Source organism: Paraburkholderia solisilvae (genome assembly GCF_902859875.1).
In the GTDB taxonomy this organism is placed as follows: domain Bacteria; phylum Pseudomonadota; class Gammaproteobacteria; order Burkholderiales; family Burkholderiaceae; genus Paraburkholderia; species Paraburkholderia solisilvae.
Map to the genome: position 1 here is coordinate 61,016 of NZ_CADIKF010000014.1, position 19,192 is coordinate 80,207.

Below are 19,192 nucleotides of genomic sequence, written 5' to 3' on the forward strand. Positions count from 1 at the left end.
CTTATCAGGCAGGCGCGCGTCGTGGACGCGTGGGCACGATGCGCCGCGCGCACAATCGCGTCGAAGGTTCGAACAGGAGCGGTGATGTTGGTGTCGGCGAAATGGAAGGGCGTAAGCGTCGCGCTGGGCATGTGGCTCATCGCCGGCGCGCTGGCGGGCTGCGCAGCGGATACCGGCGCGAGCGCGCCGCGGCGGATTGCGGTCGACGCGCGGCCGAACGGCATCGCGGTGCGCCCCGGCGCCGGCACGCTATTTATCGCCGACGACGCGACAGACAGCGTGCTGTCCGCGCCCGATGGCCGCGGCTTCACGCGTTTTGCGGCGCTGCCGCCTGTCGCCGGGCAGGATCGCAACAGCCTCAGCGAACTCGTGTTCGCGGACCCGCGTCTGCTGCTGGTCGCGCGCTTCGGCTTCGGCACGGCAGGCGCATTGATCGCGCTCGTGCCGCAAGACGGCGGCCCGCCGCGGATCACCACGTTCAGCGGACCCGATCCGGCGCGCCGCAGGCTAGGACTCGCGGTGCTCGCGCCGGGCCAGGTGCTGTCGACGTGGTTTGTCAAAAGCGGCAACGCGCCGCAGTACGGTGGATTGAGCCTGTTGACGTACGACGCCGCGACCGCCCGCGCAACGGAGCAGGACTGGCTGACGGGATTGCAGAAGCCGGTCGGCGTCGCGGTGGCGGGTGGCAATGTCTATGTCAGCGACGAAGCCGGCAACCGCATTCTGAAAGCACGCATCGACGCACTGCGCGCCGCGCCGCAACCGGCTTCAGCCGCGACGGTCGTCGCGCGCATCGACGGCCCCGATCTGCTCGCCGCAAGTCATGACGGCACGCTCTACACGAAGTGCGGCAAGACCGGCTTCTGCAAAATCGCGGCGGACGGCACCGTCACGCAGATCGCCGACGACTTTCACGATGCGCGCGGCGTTGCGCTCGATGAAACGCGCGGCGTGCTGTACGTGATCGACCGCGCGAAAGAAGCCAAAACCCCGCGAGGCGCAGACCCGAAAGACGCGAACAGCACGAACCACATGCACAGCAACCCGGACCGCAACCCGGACAGCACGCAGGCGACCCCGCGCGGCACGAGCGAAGTGCGCGTGCTGCCGCTGCGCTGACACACCGCGAGCCCGCGTGCGCTTACTGATCGACGCCGATGATCACGCTCGACGCCTTGAAGATCGCGCTCGCGGCTTTGCCGTTCGCGAGCGCGAGGCGATCGACGCTGTCGTTGGTGATGATCGCGGCGATCTGCGCGCCGCCCTTCGCGGCGATCACGACTTCCGCGTTGACGGCGCCCTTGGTGACCGACGCGACCGTGCCTGCGATGCAATTGCGCGCGGACACCTTGCTCGCATCCGCGTCGACCATCACCAGCACCGACGACGCCTTGACCAGCGCGAACGCCGCTTTGCCGGCCGCAAGGCCGAGCGCAGCCGCGCTGCCGTGCGTGATGATCGCGGCAATTTCGAGGCCGTCCTGGGTGCGCAGCGTGATTTCGTCGTTGACCGCGCCGGCCTTCACATCGGCGACGGTACCGGCAAACTGGTTACGGGCGCTGGTGCGCATGGTGTTCTCCTTGAGCGTGACAGTGAGCAGTGAATCAGAGCGAAGCCTGAGTCGACAACCTGCTGAGTTGAAAACCTGAGCAGGCGGCGCGAAAGCGCGACGCGTGTGCGCACGCACACGAATCGGACATCGCGGCGCCGGCGCGGTTGCAACGAGTCTACCGGCAAGCCGTCGCGCAGGGAAAGGGAAAACGCCGCATCACGATCACCCGATTGGATGCAGCGTTGTATGTAGTCGTCGTAATATAGACGCCTTAATAACGGTACGGGGAATCACATGATCCGGAAGCTGGTCGCATCAGTCGTGGTAGTGGCAGCAGGCATGCTCGGCGCGCAGCGCGCGTCGGCGGATGAGGGCACGGTGAACGTGCTGTACGCGGGTTCGCTCGTGAACCTGATGGAGCGCAGCGTCGGACCCGCGTTCGAGAAGGAGACCGGGCTGCACTTCCAGGGCTACGCGGCGGGCTCGAACAAGATCGCCAACGAAATCAAGGGCAAGCTGCGCCGCGGCGATGTGTTTATCAGCGCGAGCCCGAAGGTGAACACGAGCCTGATGGGCGCGGACAACGGCGACCACGTGAGCTGGTATGTGAACTTCGCCGAGTCGCCGCTGATGATCGGCTACAACCCGCAAAGCCGTTTTGCCGCGCAATTCAAGTCGAAGCGCTGGGACGAGGTGCTGCAGGAGCCGGGCATCCGCATCGGCCGCACGGACCCGAAGCTCGACCCGAAGGGCGCCTTCACGGTCGAGATGATGAACAAGGCCGCCGCGCTCTATCACGAGCCGGACCTCGTGCAGAAGACGCTCGGCGCACCGGACAATCCGGCGCAGGTGTTGCCGGAAGAGACGCTGGTCGGCCGTCTGCAATCGGGTCAGCTGGATGCGGGCTTCTTCTATTCGACCGAAACCTCAGACCTGAAGATTCCGGCGTTCCAGCCGGCGCCGGAGTTGAAGGCGAAGGCAAGCTACACGCTGACCATCCTGAATGACGCACCCGACGCGAAGGGTGCTGCGCGCTTCGTCAACTTTTTGATGAGCGAGCAGGGGCGCGCGCTTTTGAAGCAGCACGGCGTCGACGTCGTGAAGCCGTCGGTGGTGGGCAATGTGCAGGCGGTCCCGCCGTCCGTGCAGGCGGTGATCGACGCCGCGCAATAGCGCCGGGCCGCCCGTCATGACGCGCGATGCCGCACGGCCGCTGAGATGGCTTGGCGGCCTGCTCGCCATTTATCTGTGCGCGCCGTTTTTCGCGGCGCTGCCGCAGCTCGGTCACGCGGACTGGACCGGCGTCGACTGGCACACGATGGGGTCGGCGGTCGGCGTATCGGTCGCGAGCGCGAGCGTCGCCGCGCTGCTCATCCTGATCGGCGGCGTGCCGCTTGGTTATGCGCTCGCGCGTTCGTCGTCGCGCGCGATGACGGTGCTCGGCTTTATCGTACAGTTGCCGCTTGCGCTGCCGCCGCTCACGAGCGGCATATTGCTGCTGTTCCTGCTCGGCCCGTATAGCTGGATCGGACGCATCGCGGGCGGCACGCTGACCGATTCGTTCACCGGTATCGTGCTGGCCGAGACCTTCGTCGCCGCGCCGTTTCTGATCGTCGCCGCGCGCTCGGCATTCTCGGCGGTGGACCCGGTGTTCGACGACGTCGCCGCGACGCTCGGCCATCGCGCGGGCAGCCGCTTTTTCCGCGTCACGCTGCCGATCGCGTGGCCCGCGATTCGCGCGGGTCTTGCGCTTGCGTGGCTGCGCGCATTCGGCGAATTCGGCGCGACGGTGATGGTCGCGTATCACCCGTATTCGCTGCCGGTCTATACGTATGTGGTGTTCGGCGGCGAAGGCCTGCCCGCGATGATGCCGCTGCTGTTGCCGACGCTGGCGATCGCGGTGGTGTGCGCGGTGCTGTCGCTGACCGGCCGCGGCGGCGTGGCGCTCGCCGATGCGCCGCAGGAAAATGGCGACGAACCCGCGATGCCCGCCGCCGTGCTGCCCGCGATGCCGAACACGCGGCTGTCGTTCTCGTTGCGCCGCGATCTCGGCGGCTTCGATCTCGATGTGGCCTGGGCGCCGGCCACGCGGCGGCTCGCGATCATCGGGCCGTCCGGGTCGGGCAAGTCGCTGGCGCTGCGGATGATCGCCGGGCTCGAGCGCAACGACGGCTGCACGGTGAAGCTCGGCGAACGCGAGCTCGCGCCGCTGGCGCCGGAGGCGCGGCAAATCGGCTATATGCCGCAGGACTACGGCCTCTTTCCACATATGAGCGTCGCGCAACAGCTGTCGTTTCCGGTCGATGCGGATGCGGCGAGCGCGCGTTACTGGCTCGATCATCTGGGGCTCGCGGGGTTGACCGCGCGGCTGCCGCGCCAGTTGTCGTTCGGCCAGCGGCAGCGGGTCGCGCTGGCGCGCGCGCTGACGCGGCATTGCCCGCTTCTGCTCTTCGACGAACCGTTTTCCGCGCTCGATACGCCGAGACGGCGGCGTTTGCAGCAATCGCTGCGCGCGTTGCAGCGCGAAATTGCGGCGGTGACGGTGCTTGTCACGCACGATCCGGACGAAGCGGCGCTGCTCGCGGATGAACTGCTGGTAATCGAACATGGCCGCGTGCTGCAAACGGGCGCGATTCGCGAGGTATTCGAGCGGCCGGCGTCGTTGCGGGTGGCCGAACTGCTCGGGCTGCATAACGTTGGCGTCGGTGTGATGCGTGCCGATGGGCGTGTCGAGACGCCGCGCGGTCTTGTGCTCGACACCGGCGGGCACGCGCTCGCAGCCGGCCAGCCGGTGATGTGGCGCGTGTCGCCGCGTGCGATCACGGTACTGCCCGATGGCGTGGCGCACGCGAGCGCGAACGGCGTGCATCAGGCGCAAGCCGGCAACGGCATGCACCATGTGGACGGAGACGGCACGAACGCTACAAACCCTGCGGAAGGCGCCGGTGCAGGCGGCGTGTATCGCGGCACGCTGACGGGCAGCGAGCTGCGTCATGGCGATCGCTACGCGGTGTTCGACATCGGCGGCCATCGCTTCGATATCGGCGATGACGAACATGCACCGCCCGACGTGCACCACGCGTGCTCCCTTCGGATCGATCCGCGCGGGGTGTCCGTGTGGGCCGTGGCGGCATCGGATACGCGAACACCAGCCACCTGAGCCCGCCGGCCAGCGCCCGCACCGCCGCCGCTCGATCTCCCGATCCGAACCGCCTCGATCGCCGGTGCGCGGCCGCGGCGAAGCGTGCACATCCGGCACACTTGCCCACGCCGCGTTACGGCGTGTCGGTCAATGCTTCGCGGGAACCTCGATGCGCTTGCCGCGCGCAATCTCATCGCCGGCGTTGGGCGCGAGACGGCGCGTGACCGCAATCGACGCAAATGAGCACAAACCGACCGTCAGGAACGCGGGCCAGAAATCGGACCATTCGATCTGCGCATGGCCATGCAGCGCGCGCGTGATCTGCACGACGATACCGGCAATAGTGACGCCGAGGCCGAGCGACATCTGCTGGACGACGCTGCCGAGGCTCGTTGCGCGGCCGACGTCGCGGCTTTCGATCTCCGCGTACGTCATCGAATTGAGGCTGGTGAATTGCAGCGCGGGAAAGAAGCCGCCGAGCAGCACGACGATCCAGATGACCCACGTCGGCGTGCCGGGGAAGAACAGGCCGCAGGCGGCGATCGCGATGCCCGAGAACGCGGCGTTGTACATCAGCACCGTGCGGAAGCCCCAGCGGTGCAGCGTGCGCGACGCGAGCGTGCGCATAAAGAGGCCGCCGATCGCGGACGCGCAGGTAATCAGCCCCGACTGGAACGCGCTCATGCCGAGTCCTTCCTGCAGCACGAGCGGCAACAGGAACGGCACCGCGCCGAGCCCGATGCGAAACAGCGAGCCGCCCATCACGCTCGCCTGGAATGTGGGCACGCGGAAGAATCGCAGATCGAGCAATGGCCGCGTCGCGTACCGCGCATAGAACACGTAGACGACGAGCGCGACCGCGCCCGCGACGGTCATGATCCACGCGGTCGAGTCGGCGACCAGCGCGCTGCCGACCAGCGCGAGGCCGAGCATGAATGCCGACGCGCCGCCCGCCGACAGCAGGAAGCCGATCACGTCGAGCGGCCCCGGATGCGGCTCGCGCGTGTTCGCGATATGCCGGTTCGTCAGGTAGATGCCGACGATGCCCACCGGAATATTGATGAAAAAGATCAGCCGCCAGTGCAGATAGGTGGTGATGAAGCCGCCGAGCAGCGGTCCGGCCGCCGGGCCGAGCAGCGACGTGAGGCTCAGGTAGTTCATCGCGCGGATAAAGTCCGAACGCTCGACGCTGCGGAAAATGATGATGCGGCCGACCGGCACCATCATCGCGCCGCCGATGCCCTGCACGAAACGCGCGACGGTAAAGAGCGCAAGCGACGACGACGCCGCGCAGGCGAGCGAGCCGACCACGAAAATGCCGATTGCAGTACGAAATACGGTGCGTGCGCCGAACCGGTCGGCAAGCCATCCGCACACCGGAATAAACACGCCGAGCCCGAGCACATAGCTCGTGACCGCGATCTTCAACGCGACCGGGTCTTCGCCGAAGGTCCGCGCCATCTGCGGCAGCGCGGTGACGATGACGTTCGCGTCGACCGTCTCCATGAACATCGCGAAGGCGACGATGATCGGAGCGATAAGACCTTTCTGGTCGGACGGCATGAGCGGCGAACGCAACGATGCGAGGGGGACAAGCCGCGATTATTGCATAGGCTCGCGTGCTTTTAAGCATCTGCTGCGCGTTTTTGTGTGCCGCGAGCGAGGCTGGCGGCACTGCGCAGGTTGGCTTCGCGCGTGCATCCCGCGTGATTCATGCGCGATTCATGCGTGATGCACACGCATGCGGCAGCCAGACATCAGCCGCGCATCGCCCCTCGCATCACCCGCGGGCCGGCACCTTCGCAAACAGCAGGTTCAGTCCTTCGCCAATCGTCGGATGGCTCAGGATCGCGTCGCGCACCGCCGTGTACGGCAGCTTGCCGAGCATCGCCATCTGCACGGCGGACACGACTTCCCCCGCCTGCGTGCCGAGCATCGTGAAGCCGAGGATCTCGTCGGAGTCGACGGCGACCAGCGCTTTCATGAATCCCGCCGTTTCCTGATTGGTGCGGGCGCGCGGCACCGCGGCCATCGGCAGCGTCGCGACGCGCACCTTGATGCCTTGCGCGGCGGCCTCGGTTTCGTTCAGGCCGATGCGCGCAAGTTCCGGCTCGATGAAAAGCGCATACGGAATCACACGCTTCGCGGTGGTGTACGTGCCGCCCGCGAGACTCGACTTCAGCACCCGGTAGTCGTCCAGCGACGCATGCGTGAACATCGGCGTGCCGGCCACTTCACCGATCGCCCAGGTGTTCGGCGCTGAGGTCGCGAGCCGTTCGTCGGTGACGATAAAGCCGCGCGCATCGAGCGTCACGCCGGCTTCCTCGAGGCCGATGCCATGCGTATTCGGCGTGCGCCCGGCCGCGACCAGAATATGCGTGCCGTCGATTTTTTCGCCGTCGGTCAGCGTGATCTGCACCTGTTGGCCCGAGCGGCCCTCGACCTTGACGGCCCGCGTATCGACCCGCACGTCGATGCCGTCATGCTCGAGCGCGACGGTGATCGCTTCCGCGACGTCCGGGTCTTCGCGCATCGCGACGCGCGGCGCTTCCTGCAGCACGGTCACGCGGCTGCCGTGCCGGCGGAACGCCTGCGCCATTTCGAGGCCGATATAGCCGCCGCCGAACACGACCAGATGCGCGGGCAGCGTGTCGAGCTCCAGCGCTTCCACGTGCGTGAGTGGCGCCGCATCGCGCAGCCCGTCGATATCCGGAATCGCCGCGGTGGTGCCGGTGTTGATGAATGCATGCTCGCCGGCGACGACGCGCCGCTCGCCGTTCGCGAACGTGACCTCGATCGTGCGCGGCGCGACGAAGCGGCCGTTGCCGATCAGCAGGTCCAGACCGGACGTCTGGAACGCGGACATATTGATGTCGACCATCCCGTCGACGACGGCGCGCACGCGCTGCACCACGCGCTTCATGTCGAGGCCGCCGGTCTGCGGCGCGGCGCCGAGCGTTTCCGCTTCGCGCGCCGCGTGCATCAGGCGCGCGGTCTGGATCAGCGATTTCGTCGGAATACACGCCACGTTGATGCACGATCCACCGATCATGCCGCGCTCGACCACCGCGACTTTTTTGCCGGCGCGGGCGAGTTCGACCGCGAGTGTCTTGCCGCCTTTGCCGCCGCCGAGAAACACATAGTCAAACCGTTCGATCGTTGCCATCGCTTTACCCTCCGTGATGTTTTCGTAGCGGGCGCGAGCGCGCCCGGGTTGCTACGAATCGTAGAGCAGGGTAAGTCGCGCGGGCATGATCGATCGGCGCAAAACGATGCTCGGACGGTTCATTCTGCGCGGCGGCCGGGGGCTCGCTCCCCCTCAGCGCCCCGCGCCGATCGGCCCGAGGCCGTGAGTCGTGGCCGGATCGCCGGCGTAATTGACAGGCGGCCCATCGTTCACCGCGCCGACCTCGTCGATCGCACCGCCGGCCGCCGCGGTATCGTGGTGCCCGCCGTCGTCGAGCATGCCTTTCGCGAGTTCGATTGCCTGACGCGTGAAGAGCCGGCGGTACAGCCCGTTTTCGCGCCCGATCAGCTGTTCGTGCGGCCCTTCCTCGACGATGCGGCCCTTATCGAGCACCAGCAGCCGGTCGAGCGAGCGCACCGTCGACAGCCGGTGCGCGACGACCAGCGTCGTGCGGCCGGTCATCAGCCGCTCCATCGACTGCTGGATCAGCACTTCGCTTTCGCTGTCGAGGCTCGAGGTCGCTTCGTCGAAGATCAGCACCGGCGCATCGGCGAGAAAGGCGCGCGCGATCGCGATACGCTGCCGTTCGCCGCCCGACAGCTTCACGCCGCGCTCGCCGACGAGCGTGTCGTAGCCTTGCGGCAGCGCGGCGATGAATTCGTGCGCGCTTGCGAGGCGCGCGGCGCGTTCGATGTCGGCCTGGCTCGCGCCGGGCCGCGCATACGCGATGTTTTCCGCGAGCGAGCGGTGAAACAGCACCGGCTCCTGCTGGACGATCGCAATCTGCCGGCGCAGCGACGCCTGCTGCACCTGCGCAATGTCCTGGCCGTCGATCGTGATGCGGCCCGCGTCGATGTCGTGGAGCCGCTGGATCAGCTTCACGAAGGTCGTCTTGCCGGAGCCCGAATGCCCGACCAGCCCGATCCGTTCGCCGGGCGCGATGCGTATCGACAGGTCCTGGTAAAGCGGCACCTGCTGCGCGCCGTAACGGAACGTCACGTGCTCGAAGCGGATCTCGCCGCGCCGGATGTCGATGACGCCCGCGCCCGGCCGGTCTTCGATACCCAGCGGCTCATGCTCGAGCGCGACGAGTTCCTCCATGTCGTTGACCGAACGCTGCAGATTGCGCACGTGCAGGCCGATGTCGCGCAGATAGCCTTGCAGCAGGAAGAACGTGGTCAGCGCGAAAGTGATGTCGCCGACGCTCGCGCTGTCGTGCATCCATAGCCACAGCGCGGTGCCGACGATGGCCGCCTGCATCAGCACCAGCATGCCGCTTTGCAGGCCGCCGTTGGTCGTGCCGCGCTTCCAGGTGCGGCGCGTGCGTTTGCGCCATTTCGTGACGACCCGGTCGAGCCGCGTTTCTTCACGGTCCTCCGCGCCGAACGCCTTCACGACCGCATTGCAGCTGACCGCATCGGCAAGCGCGCCGCCCAGCCGCGTGTCCCACATATTGGCGAGGCGCGCGGACGGCGCGACATAGCGCAGCGACAGCGTGCACGTCACCGCGATATACAGCAGCGAGCCCGCGCCGACGATCACGCCCATCACCGGCCAATGCGCGCCGAGCAGCGCGGTGGTGCCGATCAGCATCACGCACGACGGCAGCAGCGTGATCAGCAGGGTGTCGTTGAGCAGATCGAGCGCCCACATGCCGCGGGTGATCTTGCGCACCGTCGAACCGGCGAAGCTGTTCGCGTGCCAGTCGGTCGAAAAGCGCTGCACGCGGTGAAAGCCGCTCGCGGCGATTTCGCTCATCATGCGCAGCGTCATCGTGATGATGTTGCGGTACACCGCCTGGCGCAGCAGCATGCCGGCGAAGCCGAGCGCGATCAGCGCGCTGAATGCGGTCGATGCGGCAGGCCACGCGTGCGCCTTCGCCGCCGCGCTGGCGGCGCCGGCCGACAGCGCGTCGACCAGCCGCCCGGCGTAAAGCGGCGTCATCACGTCGGCGAGTGCGCCGCACAACGCGAGCATCGCGACCGTACCGGCGCGCACCGGCTGCTTGCACCAGTGGGCGAATGCAAAAGCGAGCACGCTGCGAAACGCCTGCGTGCCGTGGTTCGATTTCTTGTCAGCCATATGCTACTGCGCGCGGCTTGCAGGGCCACGCGATTACCTCGTGAAAAGAGCGGTCGGAAAGGTTGCGCACCGGTTGCACGCCGGCGGGCGTCCTGCGCACAGGGATTTCCTTCGGTTGCCGGTGCGTCCCCAACAGTGCGGAAAAGTGAAAAGCGGCTGACCCGGGCGTGTCGCGTGATGCAGATTGTGCGGGCGGCGCTCCGGTGGCCGGCACTCCGGCGGCGGGCCGTTCAGCGTGCCGCGCGGGCGATCGCGCTATTCGAAACGGCTTCGGATACGCGACGCCTGCCCCTGCGGAGGCGCGTGGCGCGGTGCGTGGTGCGCGTACAGCACGCAGGCGCTTGTCTTCCGGGACTCCGTTTTACGGAATGCGCATTGTACCGCCCGCGCGATGCGCGCGTGCGCGGCCCGACGCGGTCTCGAATGCCGCAGACGAGCAGTATCGCGCCCGCACTACGCGCCGCAAAGGCGTGCTGCCTTTATGCCGTATGAAGCGAATGTCAAAGATACTTGCGCTCGCGCCGGCCGGGTGCGTGCGGAACGCCTACCCGCCGCTATCTGTGTGCACCGCATCGTATGAAGCATTTGCAATCGGTGGGCCGGCAAACCATACTGGCTGCCTCATTCCGCCATCTAAGTCGATGTGTTTTGCGCGTCTTCAAAGGGACTGCGATGAGCCACGACAGTCACACGCAGCGCGACGGCCATCACGTCGCGCACGATCATCACCATGACCACGAACACGGCCGCGAGGGCAGCACGCTGTCCCCGATGGACCTGCGCGTGCGCGCGCTCGAATCGCTGCTGGTCGAGAAAGGCTATGTCGATCCGCAAGCGCTCGATGCGCTGATCGATACGTATCAGCATCAGGTCGGCCCGCGTAACGGCGCGCGCGTCGTGGCGCGCGCATGGAGCGACCCGGCCTACCGTGCGTGGCTGCTCGAAGACGCGACCGCCGCGATCGCGTCGCTCGGCTATTCGGGCCGCGGCGGCGAGCATATGGTTGCGCTGGAGAATACGCCGCGCGTGCACAACATGGTCGTCTGCACGCTGTGCTCGTGCTATCCGTGGCCGGTGCTCGGCTTGCCGCCCGTCTGGTACAAGTCCGCGCCGTACCGCTCGCGCGCGGTGATCGACCCGCGCGGCGTACTGAAGGATTTCGGTTTCGAATTGCCCGAGGACGTCGAATTTCGCGTGTGGGATTCGACCTCCGAAGTGCGTTATATGGTGCTGCCGATGCGTCCGGAAGGCGTCGGCGGCTGGAGCGAAGCGGCGCTGGCGGAACTCGTCACGCGCGATTCGATGATCGGCACCGGTTTGCCGCGCGCACCCGCTGCGGCGCGCGGATCACAAGGGGGCGGCGCATGAACGGCGCACAGGATATGGGCGGCATGCAGGGCTTCGGCCCGGTGCGGCCCGAAGCGGACGAGCCGATCTTTCACGCGGACTGGGAACCGCGCGTGCTGGCATTGACGCTCGCGATGGGGGTGACCGGCAAATGGAATATCGACGCGTCGCGCGCCGCGCGCGAAAGCCTGCCGCCTGGTCAGTACCTGACCAGCACGTATTACCAGATCTGGTTCGAAGGCTTGCGCAAGCTTGTGATCGAACACGGCCTGGCAAGCGCGGAAGAAATCGACGCGGGCATATCGATGCAGCCGGCCGCGAAGGTTGCGCGCGTCCTGCAGGCGAAGGACGTGCAGGCCACCTTGTCGCGCGGCTTTCCATACGACCGACCGATGGGTTACCCCGCGCGGTTCGCGATCGGCGATACGGTGCGCGCGCGGGAAATGAATCCGCCCACGCATACGCGTTTGCCGCGTTATTGCCGCGGCAAACGCGGTGAAATCGTCGCGGTGCGCGGCGCGCACGTGTTGCCGGACGCGAATGCGCTCGGGCAGGGCGAGCAGCCACGCTGGCTCTATTCGGTGCGCTTCGCGGCGACGGAACTGTGGGGCGACGATACGAGCGCCGCGTCGGTCTGGGTCGATTGCTGGGAGCCGTATCTCGAACCCGTGGATGCAAATGGATGAGCACGGCGGCACTGCGATGATACCGACCTCGAACGCACCGCACAGACCGCCCGCGCCGGGCGCATCGGCGACAGCGAATGCGCAGGACGCGCAGAACGCGGCGACGCACGTGCCGGACGCAACACTCGCAATACACGCGTCGCCAGAGATGTTTGCGCATTTGCCGGACTTGCCGCGCGATGGCGATGCACCGGTATTCAACGCGCCATGGGAAGCGGCAGCGTTTGCGATGACGCTTGCGCTGCAGCGGCAAGGCGTGTTCACGTGGGCCGAGTGGGCCGCGTTTCTGCACGACGCGATTCGCGACGCGCAAGCGGCGGGCGACCCGGACCTCGGCGACACGTACTACCGCCACTGGTTGACCGCGCTCGAACGCATCGCGGCGACGAAAGGCTGCGTGACGCATCAAGGCTTGCTGGACAGGCGCGAGGCGTGGGATCGTGCGGCGCGCCGTACGCCGCATGGGCAGCCGATCGAGCTTTGATTGAGCCTGATTGCGCTTGAGTCGGCCCTTTGTTCGGGCGTTGGCCGGCGCGCGCATTGCCTGCTTTTATGCGTTGACGCTGGCGCGGTGGCTTGCGATGCACAGCGTTGCTATCGAGAGCCGCGGAACGGGATTCACGCGGTTACTCCAGAAGTGCGCCTGCGCGGGGGCGTTTTTTGAACCGGCCATGGGAAGTTGGACGGTTAGAAGCCAGCCCTTTGTGTTTGAGCCTGCTGCAGGCTTCGTCCGCTGTTGATCCCGAATCACGTCAATGAGTGACACACATCGAAAGCAGCGTTATTCAAAGACAGGCCGCGACGAATCTTTACATGCGTTCCTTACTGCCGTGTTAGAAATTTCGGTGTCTTATAGACCCGTAAAACTTCAACCGACAGGAGGACAGCAGGATGGGAACACCATTGCATCTTTGGCTCACCGATGAAGGCGACGCACCGCTTAGAGGTGGCAGTGAAGTGCTCGGACGCGAGGGAAGCATTGAAGTCCTGAGTGTGACGCATGGCATCGACGCGCCCGTCGATCACCACACCGGCAGGCTTATGGGATTGCACTCGCACCGACCGCTGACGATCGAGAAGGAAATCGACCGGTCATCGCCGCTGCTGTATCAGGGCATTGTGCGCGGAATGATGCTCAACAGCGCGGTGCTCAGGTGGTACCGAACGAGCGATGCGGGCCTGGAAGAAAACTATTTCACGATGTCCATGAAGAGCGTGCGGGTAGCGTCGATTTCGCCGAGGCTGCTGAACATCAAGGAACATCAGAACGCCCACCGGAGCCACTTCGAAGTCGTTGAGCTGAGGTATGGTGAAATTACATGGAACTACCATGACGGCAATCTGCTCTTTGCCGACACATGGCGCGCCGTCTGAACGGGGTGCGTTATGCCGATCCAGTGTACATTCAGACTTAACGGCCAGTTCACCTCAAAGCTCTCTTGTTCGGGCTTTGGCACTGTCAATGCATTCTCAGGGCAGAAGGATGGTCGTGACAACCCGCAGGCAATTGCCATTGAGAAGATTGGCCCGATCCCACCAGGAAAATACTATCTGCTCGACCGGCATTCAGGCGGCCGAATGGGATGGCTTTATGACCTGTTTTCACAGATGAGTGTGTTCTCGACTGACCGCTCGAAATGGTTCATGTTGTGGAACGAGCGAACCGGTGACTCAACCTTCATCAATGGCGTCAGGCGGGGGGAGTTCCGTTTGCATCCGGCTGGTTCGGGAAACTATAGCGAAGGTTGCATTACCGTGCAGTCGGCTGTCGAGTTTGACAGGCTCGAACGCTATATCCGGTTACGCCGACCGGACATGCCTGTACCGGGTACGACGGACAAGGCATACGGAACGGTGATTGTCCAGTGAGAAAGCTGGTGCGCATCTTCGGCTTCCTTGCCTGGACCTATGTGACGGGTGGGCTGTTCGCCAGGATATATCTGGAAATACCCATCGAGATGCCAGACTGGCTTCGCTATGCGACGGAATTCGGGCTACGCATGACCGGCCTCGAGCCGCAATACCATACCGAAGAAGCAGATATCATGGCGACGTTCATTGTTTCATGCATATCGTGGACACTGACCGGTGTTGTGCTTTGGTTTGCTATAGTTGGAATGCGACGTTTTAGAAACCGCACGACCTGAATCACCGTCAAGCCAGTCAGTGATGCAAGCGCAGGCATCGATTTGCCGACATGCCTGCGCTTGCTGATATCACGCAGAGAAAACCCGCCGCAATCCCACTCCGGCAGACCGTCTCCTCGCGTAACCGATACCGCTATTGATTGGAAACAGCGGTTCCCGAACGAACCTGCTGGACTGCCGGAGCCGAACCCCCTTGCGCAGGCGCCGCCGTTTGCGTGACGGCGCGCATCACGCCGCCCTGATACATCGCGATCACGTTGCCGTTGACGTCTTTTTCGACCGCGTCCCATGGCGCGTTGCGCCTGAACGTGCCGGTCAGCGTGCCGCCATCCGAATGATGAATCGCCGCGTTGCCTTCGAGCAGCCCTTCGGCGAAGTCGCCGGCGACCCAGTCTCCGCTCGGCCAGCGCTTGACACCCTTGCCGTCGGGCATGCCGTTGCGCAAGCTGCCCTGGTAGACGAATCCATCGCCGAGAATGACTTGCCCGGGAAGGTTCGGCGGATTCGGATCGGCGGGATTGATGGCGGAAGACGCTGCGGACGGCGCAGCGGCCGTGTCGTCGGCCGTTGCAGGAGCATTCACACTGACCGCGTTGACGCCGGGCGAAGCCGCCGCGGGTGAATTGACGTCGGGCGAATTGCCGATAACCTGCGTGCCGCCTGCCGCGGTGTCGTTACTGTCGGCCGATGCGCTCGCGGGTGCGATCAGCGCAATCGTTGCGACGGCAGCCGTCAGTACAGCGAGCGGCGCCGGAGGTAGCCAGTGTGTGCACAGCACGGTGGTCTCCTTTCAGGTCGTCTTGCTCGAGAGAAAGCCGTGTTAGCGAAGAAAATTAACGTGTCTACCTTTCAAAGGCAATGGCGTCTTGCGACGATGTGTGCGCTGATGCACAGTCTCCGGTCACATCATAAGAACCGCGTGGCCACGCGCGGCTTCGTCATTTGATATGCAGTGAGCCGCACGATGCTTCGCACAGCGAATACCGTATCAGGTCAGCACGCCCCATAGCGCGAGCGTCAACGCAAGGCCGACCACCGACACGATGGTCTGCAGAATCGACCAGACGAATACGGTCTGCTTCAACTGCAGCCCGAAGTATTCGCGGACCATCCAGAAGCCCGCATCGTTGACGTGACAGAAGAACACCGACCCGGCGCCGATTGCCAGCGCGAGCAGCGAATTGTGCGTGGCCGGCAAGCCCGCGACCACCGGCGCGATGATGCCCGCGGTGGTGGTCGTCGCAACGGTCGCGGAACCGGTCGCCTGACGCAGCGCGACCGCGATCAGCCACGCGAGCAGGATCAGCGGCAGATGCGCGCCGACCGCGATCTTGCCGACCGTCGTGCTGATGCCGGCGACCACGAGCGTCTGCTTCAAACCGCCGCCCGCGCCGATCGTCAGCAGCAGCGCGGCGATCGGCGGCAGGCTCTTGCGCAGGATGCCGCCGACGCGCTCGCGCGGCATGCCGCGCGCCCAGCCGAGCGCGACAATCGCGAACAGCACGGTGAGCCCCAGCGCGACGAGCGGCTCGCCAAGGAAGTCAAGCGTGTCAAACATCAACGTGTGCGGTGCGAGCAGCAGTTTGGCGACCGTGCGCCCGAGCATCAGGATCACCGGCATCAGCATCGTGATCAGCGAGATCGCGAACGAGGGCGATTCGGCGGGCGCGGTGTCGGAGCGGAACAGCTTGCCCATCTCTTCGGGTTCGGCGATTTGCATGTGCTTCGCGAGCACGCCGCCATACAGCGGCCCGGCGAGAATGACCGCCGGAATCGCGACGATCAGGCCGAGCCCGAGCGTGATGCCGAGATCCGCGTGCAGCGCACTGACGGCGATCAGCGGACCCGGATGCGGCGGCAGCAGTGCATGCAAGGTGGTCATGCCGGCGAGCGCCGGTACGGCGATGCGCAGAATCGGCTGCTGCGAGCGGCGCGCCATCACGAAGATGATCGGCACCATCATCACGAGGCCCACTTCGAAGAACAGCGGCAAACCGATGATGATCGCGACGAGCGCCATCATCCACGGCAGGCGGCGTGGCGTCGCGAGTTCGAGGAGGGTGGTGACGAGCCGGTCGGCGGCGCCTGAATCGGTCATCAGCGCGCCGAGCATTGCACCGAGCGCGATGATGATGCCGATGTCGCCGAGCAGCGCGCCCGCGCCCTTGCTGAATGCGCTCGCGACGGCTTCGAGCGGCAGGCCCGCGGTAAAGCCGGCCGCAAACGTGCCGACCAGAATCGACAGGAACGGTGCGAGCTTGAGCGCACTGATAAAGACGATGATCAGCACGAGGCCGAGCGCGCAGGAAAAAATCAGGCGCGTGTCGTGAGACGACCAGGGGGTAAAGGTGGCTGTAAGGTGCACTGCGTCTCCGGTGTCGTAAGCGTACGGCCGAAGCGGTGCGGTGATCGTCGCGCAAGCGCGCCCGTCGGCCAGCGGCGATTGTAGCGGCTGGGCGGGTCGATGGCGTAGCGGTACAGCTCGATGAAGCGGGTTCGCGCCGCCTCGGGTTGCCGCCTCATGTTGCTGCCTCGCGTGATCGAAGCGCAAGCCGATGCGCGCCGATCACGCTTGAGCAAAGCCGGTTCGAATCAGCCCGCGATTCGATGCGCGGACAACGTTTCGATCGCCTGGCACAGCGCCGAGTGATCGAGGTCGCCGAGGCCCAGCGCGACGGCGGCGTTCATCAGTTGTCCCATTGCGCCGGTGTTCGGCAGCGACACGCCGAGCGCCTTCGCGCCTTCGTTCGCGAGGGCGATATCCTTCTGGTGCAGATTGATGCGGAAGCCCGGATTGAACGTGCGCTTGACCATCCGCTCGCCGTGCACTTCGAGGATGCGCGACGACGCGAAGCCGCCCATCAGCGCCTCGCGCACCTTGGCCGGATCCGCGCCTGCCTTCGATGCGAACAGCAGCGCTTCGGCGACCGCCTGAATATTCAGCGCGACGATGATCTGATTGGCGACCTTGGCGGTCTGCCCGTCGCCGTTGTTGCCGACCAGCGTGATGTTCTTGCCCATCAGTTCGAAGTACGGCTTGACCTTGTCGAACACCGGTTGCGGGCCGCCGACCATGATCGTCAGCGACGCGGCTTTCGCGCCGACTTCGCCGCCCGATACCGGCGCGTCGAGGTAGTCGCTGCCGAGTTCGTTGATGCGCTTCGCGAACCCTTTGGTCGCGATCGGCGAGATCGAGCTCATATCGACGACGATCTTGCCCTTGCCGAGCGTCGCTGCGACGCCATGCTCGCCGAACAGCACCGCTTCGACGTGCGGCGTGTCCGGCACCATCAGGAACACGATATCCGCTTCGCGTGCGACCTCGGCCGGCGACGCGCAGGCCTTGCCGCCCTGCTGGACGAGTTCGTCGGGCACGCCCGAGCGGCTATGCAGAAACAGCGTGTGACCGCCTTTGATCAGATTGGCCGCCATTGGCGTGCCCATGATGCCCAGTCCGATAAAGCCAGCTTTTGCCATGGTGTCCTCGTGAATTTTGAAGTGGGTGAGGGGTGAAGGAGTCCGTCGGATGGCACGGATTCCGCGATGGTACTCGCAGTCGTGGCGCACGGCCGCATCGACGCGCCAGACATACCGAAAGATTTCTTTCGAATGCCTGTTATTCACGCCGTATCGAAGCTGACAATTATCTTCAACCGGTTTGAAAAATATGAGCCGTGAGAAAGCCTTATCTGGCTGGGGTCGGCACCGCACGTAATTAATATGAAAGAAAATCCGCGGTAGCTAATCTTCGCTTTCGAAGCTTCTCCTCAGCCATACAAAACACTACGATTCCGCCTCCGCACCGCTCACCTTGCGCGAGTGCACTGCACGGCGCGACGACGAAAAGCGACGCAGCAATCGCAGCACCGGCCTCTCCACCCAGACATGCAAGCAGACTCCGCTCGCGACACACCCGATCAATACGAACCCGAACGTCACAAGCGCGCCTCGCAAGCCATGCAGGCCGCTCGCCAATGCGATCTTGCACAGAACGCTCAAGACGGGAAAATGCAGCAGATAAAGCGAGTAAGACGCATCGCCGAGCAACTGCGTCCAGCGGTGGCCGCCCACGACCTGTCCGACGTCTTCGGCCTTGACGAGGCCAAAGATAACGGCCGCTGACGACAAGCCGTACGCGATGATCGATACATGACTTCCCAGCGGCGCGCGTGTTGCCGTCTCGATCACCGCTGTCAGCGCAAATGCGATGCCGCCGAGCGCGGCGACCACGCGCGCGTGACGCATTCGCGGCGCCGCACGGCATACGAACGCGATGGCCGCCCCAAGCCCGAACAGCAGGAAATACGGGCTCGCAAAGAACTCCGATGGGAACCTGCATACGTCCATGCACAATAGCGAATTGGCGAGCATCGCGACCACCACGAGGGCAGCCGTCACGCGTCCGAAAATAAAGAGTCCCACGATGGCATAGAACACGAGTTCGTACTGCAAGGTCCATGCGGTCACGATCACCGGTGCGCCAGTTCCGCCCACCACGGTGGGATCCTGCGGCACCAGCGCAAGCGATTTGACGATCAGCGGCGTGTCATGCGGGAGGGCGGCGCGCGTCGAAGGCATCGTCATCGCCAGACAGGCTGTCGTTACGAAAATGAACCAGTAAATCGGGTAAATCCGGGTGACACGCTTGCGGAGGTAGGCAAAGAGCCGAGCTGGCTGAAAAAAATCGCTTTGGTGGGCCGTGACGACAATAAAGCCGCTAAGCACGAAGAAGAAATCCACGCCGGCGCGGCCGAACCTGAACAGTTCTCCGAACCAGGCAATACCAAAGGTTTTACCGAGCGCCAACTGCGTGCCGAGGTGAAACAGTACGACCGACAAAGCCGCTGCCGCTCGACAGGCCTGGAGAGACTTGTACACGATGTTCCTCACTAGTCCGGGGCATTGGGTACGGTCGAGTCGCATCGCTCAATCAATCTCGTGAATCGCGAGACAAGCGATTTGTGAACGGGGTTGTTAACGTCATACCCTGGCCGCCGACCCTTGCGCGTCAGGCGCCGGCTGCAACGTTCAATGATTGGGCGAATCGAC

Annotated in this window: 18 protein-coding genes; 10 read left to right on the forward strand and 8 right to left on the reverse strand. The window is 65.0% G+C overall.

Annotated elements, in window-relative coordinates; all coding sequences use genetic code 11:
• Positions 1-84 precede the first annotated feature (84 nt).
• Complete coding sequence (locus HV675_RS11110) at positions 85-1,119, forward strand: NHL repeat-containing protein (protein WP_175110952.1); 1,035 nt, start codon at positions 85-87, stop codon at positions 1,117-1,119.
• A gap of 22 nt (positions 1,120-1,141) precedes the next feature.
• Here the strand turns inward: HV675_RS11110 and HV675_RS11115 are convergent, their stop codons facing one another.
• The gene (locus HV675_RS11115) at positions 1,142-1,570 is read right to left on the reverse strand and encodes a TOBE domain-containing protein (RefSeq protein ID WP_175110953.1); all 429 of its coding nucleotides are present in this window, start codon (positions 1,568-1,570) and stop codon (positions 1,142-1,144) included.
• A 276-nt stretch (positions 1,571-1,846) separates the two neighbouring features.
• On the opposite strand from HV675_RS11115, the gene HV675_RS11120 reads away from it, so the two are divergent.
• Positions 1,847-2,725, forward strand: a complete 879-nt coding sequence (locus HV675_RS11120) for an extracellular solute-binding protein (RefSeq protein WP_175110954.1) — start codon at positions 1,847-1,849, stop codon at positions 2,723-2,725.
• A 16-nt stretch (positions 2,726-2,741) separates the two neighbouring features.
• The gene (locus tag HV675_RS11125) at positions 2,742-4,712 is read left to right on the forward strand and encodes an ABC transporter ATP-binding protein/permease (RefSeq protein ID WP_175110955.1); all 1,971 of its coding nucleotides are present in this window, start codon (positions 2,742-2,744) and stop codon (positions 4,710-4,712) included.
• A gap of 129 nt (positions 4,713-4,841) precedes the next feature.
• Here HV675_RS11125 and HV675_RS11130 read toward each other — a convergent pair whose 3' ends face one another.
• The 3 genes from HV675_RS11130 to HV675_RS11140 form a co-directional block, all read right to left on the reverse strand.
• On the reverse strand, positions 4,842-6,257 hold the full coding sequence (locus HV675_RS11130; RefSeq protein ID WP_175110956.1) for an MFS transporter: 1,416 nt from the start codon (positions 6,255-6,257) through the stop codon (positions 4,842-4,844).
• 217 nt (positions 6,258-6,474) lie between these two features.
• Positions 6,475-7,860: an FAD-dependent oxidoreductase gene (locus HV675_RS11135; RefSeq protein ID WP_175110957.1), complete on the reverse strand. Its 1,386-nt coding sequence runs from the start codon at positions 7,858-7,860 to the stop codon at positions 6,475-6,477.
• A gap of 153 nt (positions 7,861-8,013) precedes the next feature.
• Positions 8,014-9,963 (reverse strand): ABC transporter ATP-binding protein, encoded by a 1,950-nt coding sequence (locus HV675_RS11140; protein WP_246270186.1) that lies wholly within the window; start codon positions 9,961-9,963, stop codon positions 8,014-8,016.
• A 672-nt stretch (positions 9,964-10,635) separates the two neighbouring features.
• Between HV675_RS11140 and nthA the strand changes: the two genes are divergently transcribed.
• The 6 genes from nthA (at position 10,636) to HV675_RS11170 (ending at position 14,143) form a co-directional block, all read left to right on the forward strand.
• A complete protein-coding gene (gene nthA, locus HV675_RS11145; protein ID WP_175110958.1) occupies positions 10,636-11,331 on the forward strand; it encodes a nitrile hydratase subunit alpha in 696 nt (231 codons plus the stop codon).
• On the forward strand, positions 11,328-11,996 hold the full coding sequence (gene nthB / locus HV675_RS11150) for a nitrile hydratase subunit beta (RefSeq protein WP_175110959.1): 669 nt from the start codon (positions 11,328-11,330) through the stop codon (positions 11,994-11,996). Before nthA ends, nthB begins: the two co-directional genes overlap by 4 nt.
• 148 nt (positions 11,997-12,144) lie before the next feature.
• On the forward strand, positions 12,145-12,480 hold the full coding sequence (locus HV675_RS11155; protein WP_175111007.1) for a nitrile hydratase accessory protein: 336 nt from the start codon (positions 12,145-12,147) through the stop codon (positions 12,478-12,480).
• A gap of 407 nt (positions 12,481-12,887) precedes the next feature.
• Positions 12,888-13,370 carry a type VI secretion system tube protein TssD gene (tssD, locus tag HV675_RS11160; RefSeq protein ID WP_175110960.1) on the forward strand — a complete coding sequence of 161 codons (483 nt, stop codon included), beginning with the start codon at positions 12,888-12,890 and terminating at the stop codon, positions 13,368-13,370.
• Between the two features lie 12 nt (positions 13,371-13,382).
• On the forward strand, positions 13,383-13,865 hold the full coding sequence (locus HV675_RS11165) for a DUF2778 domain-containing protein (RefSeq protein WP_175110961.1): 483 nt from the start codon (positions 13,383-13,385) through the stop codon (positions 13,863-13,865).
• Positions 13,862-14,143, forward strand: a complete 282-nt coding sequence (locus HV675_RS11170; RefSeq protein WP_175110962.1) for a hypothetical protein — start codon at positions 13,862-13,864, stop codon at positions 14,141-14,143. Before HV675_RS11165 ends, HV675_RS11170 begins: the two co-directional genes overlap by 4 nt.
• A 133-nt stretch (positions 14,144-14,276) precedes the next feature.
• Here the strand turns inward: HV675_RS11170 and HV675_RS11175 are convergent, their stop codons facing one another.
• The 3 genes from HV675_RS11175 to HV675_RS11185 form a co-directional block, all read right to left on the reverse strand.
• Positions 14,277-14,921 carry an MORN repeat-containing protein gene (locus HV675_RS11175; RefSeq protein ID WP_175110963.1) on the reverse strand — a complete coding sequence of 215 codons (645 nt, stop codon included), beginning with the start codon at positions 14,919-14,921 and terminating at the stop codon, positions 14,277-14,279.
• A gap of 210 nt (positions 14,922-15,131) precedes the next feature.
• Positions 15,132-16,508 carry a GntT/GntP/DsdX family permease gene (locus HV675_RS11180; protein ID WP_175110964.1) on the reverse strand — a complete coding sequence of 459 codons (1,377 nt, stop codon included), beginning with the start codon at positions 16,506-16,508 and terminating at the stop codon, positions 15,132-15,134.
• 227 nt (positions 16,509-16,735) lie between these two features.
• Entirely contained in the window at positions 16,736-17,671 is a 936-nt protein-coding gene (locus HV675_RS11185) for a 2-hydroxy-3-oxopropionate reductase (RefSeq protein ID WP_246270192.1), read from the reverse strand.
• Between the two features lie 15 nt (positions 17,672-17,686).
• On the opposite strand from HV675_RS11185, the gene HV675_RS32750 reads away from it, so the two are divergent.
• Positions 17,687-17,821: a hypothetical protein gene (locus HV675_RS32750; RefSeq protein ID WP_281364048.1), complete on the forward strand. Its 135-nt coding sequence runs from the start codon at positions 17,687-17,689 to the stop codon at positions 17,819-17,821.
• A gap of 105 nt (positions 17,822-17,926) precedes the next feature.
• Here HV675_RS32750 and HV675_RS11190 read toward each other — a convergent pair whose 3' ends face one another.
• Positions 17,927-19,066 carry an acyltransferase family protein gene (locus tag HV675_RS11190; RefSeq protein WP_246270187.1) on the reverse strand — a complete coding sequence of 380 codons (1,140 nt, stop codon included), beginning with the start codon at positions 19,064-19,066 and terminating at the stop codon, positions 17,927-17,929.
• Positions 19,067-19,192 lie beyond the last annotated feature (126 nt).